The sequence below is a fragment of the Streptomyces lavendofoliae genome (assembly GCF_014649735.1).
In the GTDB taxonomy this organism is placed as follows: Bacteria; Actinomycetota; Actinomycetes; order Streptomycetales; family Streptomycetaceae; genus Streptomyces; species Streptomyces lavendofoliae.
On the sequence record NZ_BMTP01000042.1, the window covers coordinates 1 to 7,610 of the forward strand.

The following is a 7,610-nucleotide window of genomic DNA, read 5'->3' on the forward strand; positions in this document are numbered from 1 at the left end:
CGAACTCCGCGAAGTCCTCCACCAGCTGCCGGTCCCGCTCGTCGCTGATCCGATCCAGCTCCGAGACGGCGGGCGGGGGAGGGCTGCTGGCCGCTGCCGCCGGTACGCTGGCCAGGAAGCTCGTACGGACGATGCCGCCGGGGCCGGCCGGGGTGGCTGCGCCGGCCTCCCCGGCCAGACCGCCGAGGACGGCCAGGGCGAGGACGGTGGATACCGCCCGGCCCAGGAGGCCGGGTGCCCGGCCGTGGGTTCTTCCGGCTCTGCGCCGGAATCCTTCCCTCACGGGAAACTCCTTCAATGAGTCGACACACCGACTGGTCGGGTGTGTGAGAGGGCCGTGATTCGCCCCGGCGCCGGCCGGTGCCGGTCAGGGCGCCAGCGGCATGACGACCTGCCAGGTGGCGGTGCGGACCGGTTGCGCCTCGCCCGGGACGCCGCCGGGGAGCGGGAACGTGAAGTCCGTGCGCGCGTAGACGTCCTTCACCGTGGGCGCCAGCCAGTTGGTCGTGATACCCGCAGGCTGGGTGAACGAGATCCCCTTTCGGATTCCGGTGGATCCGGTCTTCAGCGGGCGGGGGCACCATGTCGCGCTGTTACGGAAGGCTGCGCTCCGGTCGTCTGCGGCGATGTCGACCCGCAGACCGTTCTTGTCGGCCTTGCCGCTGCGGAGGTAGTGGCCGGGCTTGCGCACGGATTCGAACGAGTAGCAGCCAGCCCGGCTCCCGAGGGAGGGCACGACCACCCAGGTGGCGTCCTCGCGGTCCGCCAGCGGGCTGGTGGACTCGATCGAGTCGTTGAGGAGGACCTTGCCGCCGTCTGCGGTGGACTGGCGTGCGTACTCGGAGCCGCCGCTGAGCACCCGGAGAGACTGGCGCTTGAGCCGGTACTGGGTGTCTTCCTTGAGGAAAAGGGCCACGTCGTCGTCGCTGCCGGCCAGCGCCTTCTTGGCGGCGGCCACCAGGTGGGGGTTGACTGCGCCGTTTTCCGCGGCGGCCTGGATCTGGAGCGCGAGCTTACGGTTCGCCTCGGCGAGCTTCTTGCGCCGGTTTTCGTCGTCACGCTTGTACGCGGCCCCTGCACCAGTGTGGATGTACTCCTTCCACACGACCGGATCGGTGCTGGAGATGGCGCGCTGTCCTTCGGCATACAGCTCGGTGCCGTGCAGGTCTGCGGCAGCCATCCTTAGAAGCTCGCGGATGAAATTGTCGTCGGTCAGGGCGAGCATGGTCTCGGAGGGCTTGATGCGGAACAGCGCCGCAGTCCTCTCCCTGGCCGCGATCTCCTTCCGGCGCTCCGCCTCCTTCCTGTCCTTCTCCTTCAGGTCCTCCAACTCTTTGGCGACGTCCCGCCGGTGGGCCTCGCGGGCACCATTGACGATGAACTCGTGCCAGTCCGCCGGTTCTCCGGCCAGCGCCTGGAGCGCCGCGGCTCGCACCTCGGGACCGGACGCGTCATGCCTGGCGACGGCCCGGATGAAGTTGTCGTCACTGAGGGCCAGAAGATCTGGGGTACTGGTGATGCCGATGGTCAACAGAACCTGGGACTTGGCTAGCCGGGCAGCCCGCTCGGCCTCAGCCTTCTCCCGCTGGCGCTGCTGGTCGAGCCGGTACGCCTCGTGGATGCCTGAGGCGATGTACTGCACATGGTCCTCGCTGACCGTGCTGCTCATGGCCTTCTCAGCGGCGGTGCGCACCATCTCCAGCTTCTCGCCCGCGTCGCTGGCCTTCTCCCAAAGCGCGTGGATGAAGTCATAGTCGCTGAGCAGGAGTACCTCGGGGGTGGGGTCGAGCCGGACCACGGCCGCGGCTTCGACACGCTGGACATCCGTCGTCCCGATGCCTGCCGCTCGAGTCGCGATGTCCGTCATTTGCAAGCGGTCGGCCGCCACTGCTGCGCTCGGGAGCACGGAGCACGCCATGGCCGCCAGAGCGGACGTGGTAAGCAAGATGTGGGGCACGCCCCGCCGTTTGAGCATGAAAGTCATCTGTTACTTCTCGTTGCAGTTGGATTCGTGCGTCGCCGAAAGAACGACACCGAACTCGGGAAAATTCAGAGTTGCGGTCGTGGAGGGGTGAAGGCTGAACAGGTGTGTGCTACTTATGAGCACAAATTGGCCAGGCTCTCCCGTTCTCGTTCGCAGTCGCCGTATGAGTGGGTCACTTGCCTACAGGCCGCTAGGAGAATGGGCGGATCGACTTAATGCGGCCTTCTCGGCGAAAAAGCTGAGTGTGAGCTTCAGGCGACGGATAGATTCACGTCAGAGCCCACTCCGGGAAATCCGAGATTCGACTCGACTTCCCGCATCCTGGGCATGCCAATAAGGCACTTGCGGCTCACAGTTCCCCCCGACAGGCAAATCTGGGGTGCCCACGGCTCAACGAAGTGTGGTCAGTACTTCGCCGGTCCCCTCCGCTTGCGCCCCGTTCAAGATGGTCGCCCAAACCCTACCCAGTGAATCATGCAGGGTACAATGATCATTTTCTGCCAACTAATGATCATTTTCCGCCAAAGGTTGTCGGGAGATGTCCGGCACTGCTGGGCTGCTCCCCGGCTCCCGAGCCGCAGCGGACGATGGAGTGGTGTTGGGATCCTGGGCCGCAACGAGCGACTCTACGTACCTATCCGTGCCAGGAACCGGCCAAGTCGCATCTATGTACGGCGATGGTTCGCATGACTCCCTTCTACGCCGTCGGCGGGACGTAGCCCGGGCTGAGGAAGAATTGGGAAGACGCTTCGATGTCAGCCTCCGTAGGCACAGTTTCAGCCGTGGAATGTTGGTGCGCACCACGCCGCACGCCACCGCCAGCGTCGCGCCGTGGATGTCGGTCACGGTCGACCCCAGCGCGTCGGCGAACCCGCCGACCGATCTGGCCGAGCAGGTCGCCGAGGCGCTGAAGGTGGCCGACTCGATCGACCTGTCGGGCACCGGCACCGACATCGAGCGGCGTGCCACCGACATTGACCTGCGCCGCCTGGTGCGGTCCGCCTACGACCCGGACGTCTTCAACGCGCGCGACAAGGAGCTCGAGGAGCTGTCGTGGGCGGAGTGCGGGCCGCAGGCTGCCGATGACGGGTGGGAGGAGTACGCGCACGACGGCGGCATCTCCGTCTCCTACGTGCTGCGGGAGATGCCGCGCCGCCCGATCGCCTACAGCGTGCTGCTGCCGCTGCTGGCGCCGGGCCGCTTCCAGCGGCGTATCACCCTGGTCTACCGGGTGCTCGACCCCGTCGAGGGCGAGGCGGTGCTGGAGCGGGAGATCAGCCACGCCCACCAGCGGGCCCGGGCGACCGCTGAGGTCAAGGGCCGCGCGAAGTGGACGCAGAAGGCCGACTTCCAGAAGGCCGAGCAGGCCGCGGCCCAGATGGCCGGCGGCTCGCAGGTCGTGGACTGGACGCTCATGGTGACCGTCACCGCCCACACTGCCGACCTGCCCGCCGCCCGCCAGGAGCTGGAGCGCGCGGTGAAGACGACCCGCGGTATCCGCATGCGCCCGGCCTACGGGGCCCAGGCCGCGGTCTTTGCCGCCGGGCTGCCGCTGGTCTACAGCCCCCTGGTGAAGGACTGAACGAGTTATGGCACGTAAGCCGAAGGCGCCGGAGGTCACCACGCCCCGGCGCGTGATCCGGGTGGCCGAGCAGGCCCCCAGCCGCGAGGAGCGCCGCGCGCAGAAGAAGCTGCGGTCCCGCTTCGCCCCGCGCTTTGGATGGGGCGGCAGGTTCGGCGGCCGCGTCCCGGTGGAGGACCCGGGCACCGTCTACACCGGCCCCACCTCCCAGGCCGGAGGCATCTACCTCTTCCTGCTCGGCTCCGGGCTGCCGCCGCGCGGCGTGCCGGTCGGCCGGGACGTGCTGACCGGCGAGCTGGTGTGCCTCGACCCCTCCGGCTGGACCGGCAAGCTGACGACCGACCCGGGCGTCTGGGTCATGAGCCAGCCGGGCGCGGGCAAGAGCGCGCTGGTCAAGCGGGTGTGCTTGGTGTACTCCGCCTACGGGCACATGTGCGTGGTGCCCGGCGATGTCAAGGGCGAGTACAGCCAGCTGATCAGTGAGCTCGGCGGCGCGGTGGTCCGCATCGGCGACGGCATCGGCCGCATCAACCCGCTCGACTCAGGCCCGCTGAAGGGCCGGGTGAAGACGCTGCCCGCCGACCGCCGCGAGGCGCTGCTCGACGTCCTCAACGGCCGGCGCCTGGAGACGCTGGTGGCGCTTTTGTCCACCAAGCACGGCCTGGGCCGCACCCCGGACGAGATCGAGCGCAGCGCTCTGAACACCGCCGTCCTGCTCGCCGCCGCCGCCCAGGACGCCGGCAGCGACCCCATCATCAGCGACGTCGTCGACGTCCTGCGCGCCGCGCCGGAAGACCTGCGGGTCAAGCTCGCCGCCGAGGGAGCCCGCTACCAGGACCTGACCCGGTCGGTCATCGCCGGGCTCGACAACCTGGTGGGCGGCCCCCTCAAGGGCCTGTTCGACGGGCCCACCATCACGCCGCTGGACATCAACGCGCCCGCCGTCTCGGTCGACATCTCCGCCCTGCGCGCCCGCGGCAACGACGTCGTGAGCGCCGGGATGATCGCGACCTGGGCCTACACCTACAGCTCCATCGACTCCGCCCGCAGCATCGGGCTGATGGACCGCAAGCCGGTGCTGCCCATGGACGAGATGTGGCGCGCTCTGCGCTCCGGGCCGGGCCTGGTCGACGCGATGGACGCGATTTCCCGCCTCAACCGGACCACCGACGACGTCACCATCTCCGTCACCCACAGCCTCCTGGACGTCGAGGCGCTGCCCACCGAGATGGACCGGGCCAAGGCACGGGGCCTGATGGACCGCTGCGACACCTGGGTGCTGGGCGGCAGCACCGAGGAGGAACTCGGGCGGGTGACCGGCAAGCGGATGCTGACCGAGCAGGAGGTCATGATGGTCAGCTCCTGGGCGTCGGCGACGTCCACCGGACTCGACATCGCGCCCACCTATGACGGCGACGCCCCGGTGGAGGAGGAGACCGTGCGCCACCCCGGCCGTGGCAAGTACCTGATCAAGCTCGGCACCCGGCCGGGCATCGCGGCCGCGCTCGAACTCACCCCCACCGAGCAGCGGCTGTACGCCACCGACCACAACCGGCGCCGGACCACCACGGGAGGTGGCAGCCGATGATGCCCGACAACGACCGCGCGTGGGCCTTCGGCGGCATCGTCTTCGGCGGCGCGGTGACCCTGTCCGCGACCAGCTGGGCCGGAGCGGCCGCCGGCGCGCTGTTGACCGGTGAACAGGCGGCTCCTGCCTCCCCGCTGACCATCTACCGCATGGCCAGCGACTGGAACGCGGTTTGGACCGGCTCCCCGACCGCCTCCGCCATCGGCGCCGTCCTGCTCGACGTCGCGGTCATCGCCCTGATCGTGTGGGGCCTGCGCGTGACCTTCCGCTGGTTCCGCAACCCCTCCCACCTCGCCACCCCGCACCAGGTCCGCGAGCTGACCCCCAAGCACGCCGCCCGCACCGCGACCCGCCTGCGCGCCTCCCTGAAGGACGCCGGCCCCAAGGAGATCGAGGCCCGTGACCGGGGCGTCCTGCTCGGCGACCACCTGCCTTCCGGGGTGGAGCTGCGCGGCTCCGATGAGGACACCTACGTCGCCATCATGGCGCCGCGCGCCGGCAAGTCGACGTCCCTGGCCATCCCGGTCGCCGAAGGAGCCCCGGCCAGCCTGCTGATGGCGTCGAACCAGGCCGACGTCTACGCCGCGACCGTCGCCTCCCGCGCCCGCATCGGCCACACGAGGGTCCTGGACACCCAGGGCGTCGCCCAGGCCGAGCGGGAGATGTGGTGGGACATGATCGCCCAGGCCGAGACCCTGGAAGGCGCCCGTCGGGGAACAGCAGCGGATGCTCCAGCAGCAGCTCCTCGTACTGCGGGGCCCGCCGAGGAGACGCGTGACGGCACATGTGGCCGAAGTGCTGCTGGACCGCCTACACCTCCCCCTGCCAGGTTCAATTCCGGGGGAAACCGGCTACGAGGGGGGCTGGGAAGTGCTGGTGACGGAGTTCACCACGGAGGTTGTGGAAGCACCGGAGCGGTTCGCGCTGTGGGAAGAGACCACATCACAGTCGCACATGCGTAACCGGCTGCACAGTGAGGACCACGAGGACTTCCTCGCCAAGATGCGAGTCCTGGACTTGGGGGAGCTTCAGGTGTCCGCGCTGGCCTACTCGCATCTGGAGATCGCGCGAACGGCAAAGCTGATTCGGCAGTCCGACCCTGAGGTGTACCTGATCAACTACCTTCTCAGTGGAGAGGGAATTGTTTCGGTAGACGGGAGTGACACGACGCTGCGCACCGGTGACTTGGCGGTCCTGGACAGCAGCCGCCCTTACCGCGGCGGTGTTCGCGCTGTTCCGGACAGGTGGTCCCATGTGACCGTGCAGTTTCCTCGTGCGCTGCTGCCACTGCCGGAGAAGGCGGCGCAAGGCCTGTTCGCCGTCCCGGTCAACGGGCGCCACGGCATGGCGGGGGTATTTACTCGTTGGCTGACCCACCTCAACGCACGCGCCACGGAGTTCACCCCAACCGACATCCCCACCCTCGCTTCGGTCACCCTGGACCTCCTGGCATCTGTGATCGCCCGTTGCCTGGAGGCTGAGGAGACACTGACCCCGGAGACCCGCAAGACCGCCCTGCGGATCCAGATCAACGCGTTCGTCGAGAAGCATTTGGCCGACCCGGCCATGACTCCCCAGGCGATCGCGGACGCCCACCACATCTCCCTGCGCCACCTCCAGCAGCTCCTCGCCGCCGATGGCACCTCGCCAGCAGCCTGGATACGCCATCGCCGCCTAGAACGCTGCCGCCTCGACCTGGTCAACCCCCGCCTCCAAGCCCGGCCGATCCAGGCCATCGCCGCACGCTGGGGCTTCACCGACCCGGCTAACTTCAGTCGCCTCTTCCGAGCCGCCTACGGCATCCCGCCTCGCGACTACAGGCACCTGCCGGCCGAGGCGTGCGCGGATCTCCAACACCCCTGCGCGGACTGACAAGGACTGGGCGCTGACATGTCAGGCATCGTGAGAGCCCAAAACCAAGCACTGGGCGACTGGAAACCTTTGCTTGACGGCTACACGATGAGAGGGACGAGGCATGAAAAACCTGATCAGGCCGTTAGTGGTCACCGTGGTCTTGGCCGCCGCCACGGGCACCGCGCCCGCCACCGCGAGCGCCGCGCCAGCCTGGGGATGCTTCCCGATCAACACCAGGTCCATAACGTTCGTGGCGAACACCCCCGTGCACTCGCCCGAGCCCGCAGGCAAAGCCCGTGTCGTCGGCTACCTCAACGTCACCAGACCCGGCTCGTGGCCGGTCTCCTGGGACTGCGTCAGCGATGCCGGCAACCAGTGGTGGGGACTAGACGACAGCGTCGGATTCGGCGACGACGCCTATGTCTGGGACGGCTACGTCTACCGCTAGGACTAGGGCCTGTCTGACAATTCCCGTCGGATCAGCGAGCGTCCGCCGAGCTGGCAGTCCGGAGGTGCGCCGACCGTCCGGCAGGTATTACCGGGCAGGACCTACGAACGGCGGGCCAGCAGATGGGCGTCGAGGAAGCCCCGTTCGGAGGCCG

General features: G+C 68.5%; 7 protein-coding genes. 5 read left to right on the forward strand and 2 right to left on the reverse strand.

Features of this window, described 5'->3' with window-relative positions; genetic code table 11:
- Positions 1-283, reverse strand: a 283-nt coding sequence (locus tag IE109_RS32545) for a hypothetical protein (protein ID WP_373297813.1), incomplete at its 3' end; no start/stop codon positions are given.
- A gap of 84 nt (positions 284-367) precedes the next feature.
- On the reverse strand, positions 368-1,984 hold the full coding sequence (locus IE109_RS32550; RefSeq protein ID WP_189554965.1) for an AbfB domain-containing protein: 1,617 nt from the start codon (positions 1,982-1,984) through the stop codon (positions 368-370).
- A 793-nt stretch (positions 1,985-2,777) separates the two neighbouring features.
- Between IE109_RS32550 and IE109_RS32555 the strand changes: the two genes are divergently transcribed.
- The 5 genes from IE109_RS32555 (at position 2,778) to IE109_RS32570 (ending at position 7,456) form a co-directional block, all read left to right on the forward strand.
- Positions 2,778-3,566, forward strand: coding sequence for an SCO6880 family protein (locus tag IE109_RS32555; protein WP_189554966.1), 789 nt, complete (start codon positions 2,778-2,780; stop codon positions 3,564-3,566).
- Positions 3,567-3,573: 7 nt separating this feature from the next.
- Entirely contained in the window at positions 3,574-5,154 is a 1,581-nt protein-coding gene (locus IE109_RS32560) for a putative type IV secretion/conjugal transfer ATPase (RefSeq protein ID WP_189554967.1), read from the forward strand.
- Positions 5,154-6,116, forward strand: coding sequence for a hypothetical protein (locus IE109_RS33630; protein ID WP_229891876.1), 963 nt, complete (start codon positions 5,154-5,156; stop codon positions 6,114-6,116). Before IE109_RS32560 ends, IE109_RS33630 begins: the two co-directional genes overlap by 1 nt.
- Positions 6,031-7,026, forward strand: a complete 996-nt coding sequence (locus IE109_RS32565; RefSeq protein ID WP_229891877.1) for an AraC-like ligand-binding domain-containing protein — start codon at positions 6,031-6,033, stop codon at positions 7,024-7,026. Before IE109_RS33630 ends, IE109_RS32565 begins: the two co-directional genes overlap by 86 nt.
- A 103-nt stretch (positions 7,027-7,129) precedes the next feature.
- Positions 7,130-7,456, forward strand: a complete 327-nt coding sequence (locus IE109_RS32570) for a hypothetical protein (protein ID WP_189554969.1) — start codon at positions 7,130-7,132, stop codon at positions 7,454-7,456.
- Positions 7,457-7,610: the final 154 nt, after the last annotated feature.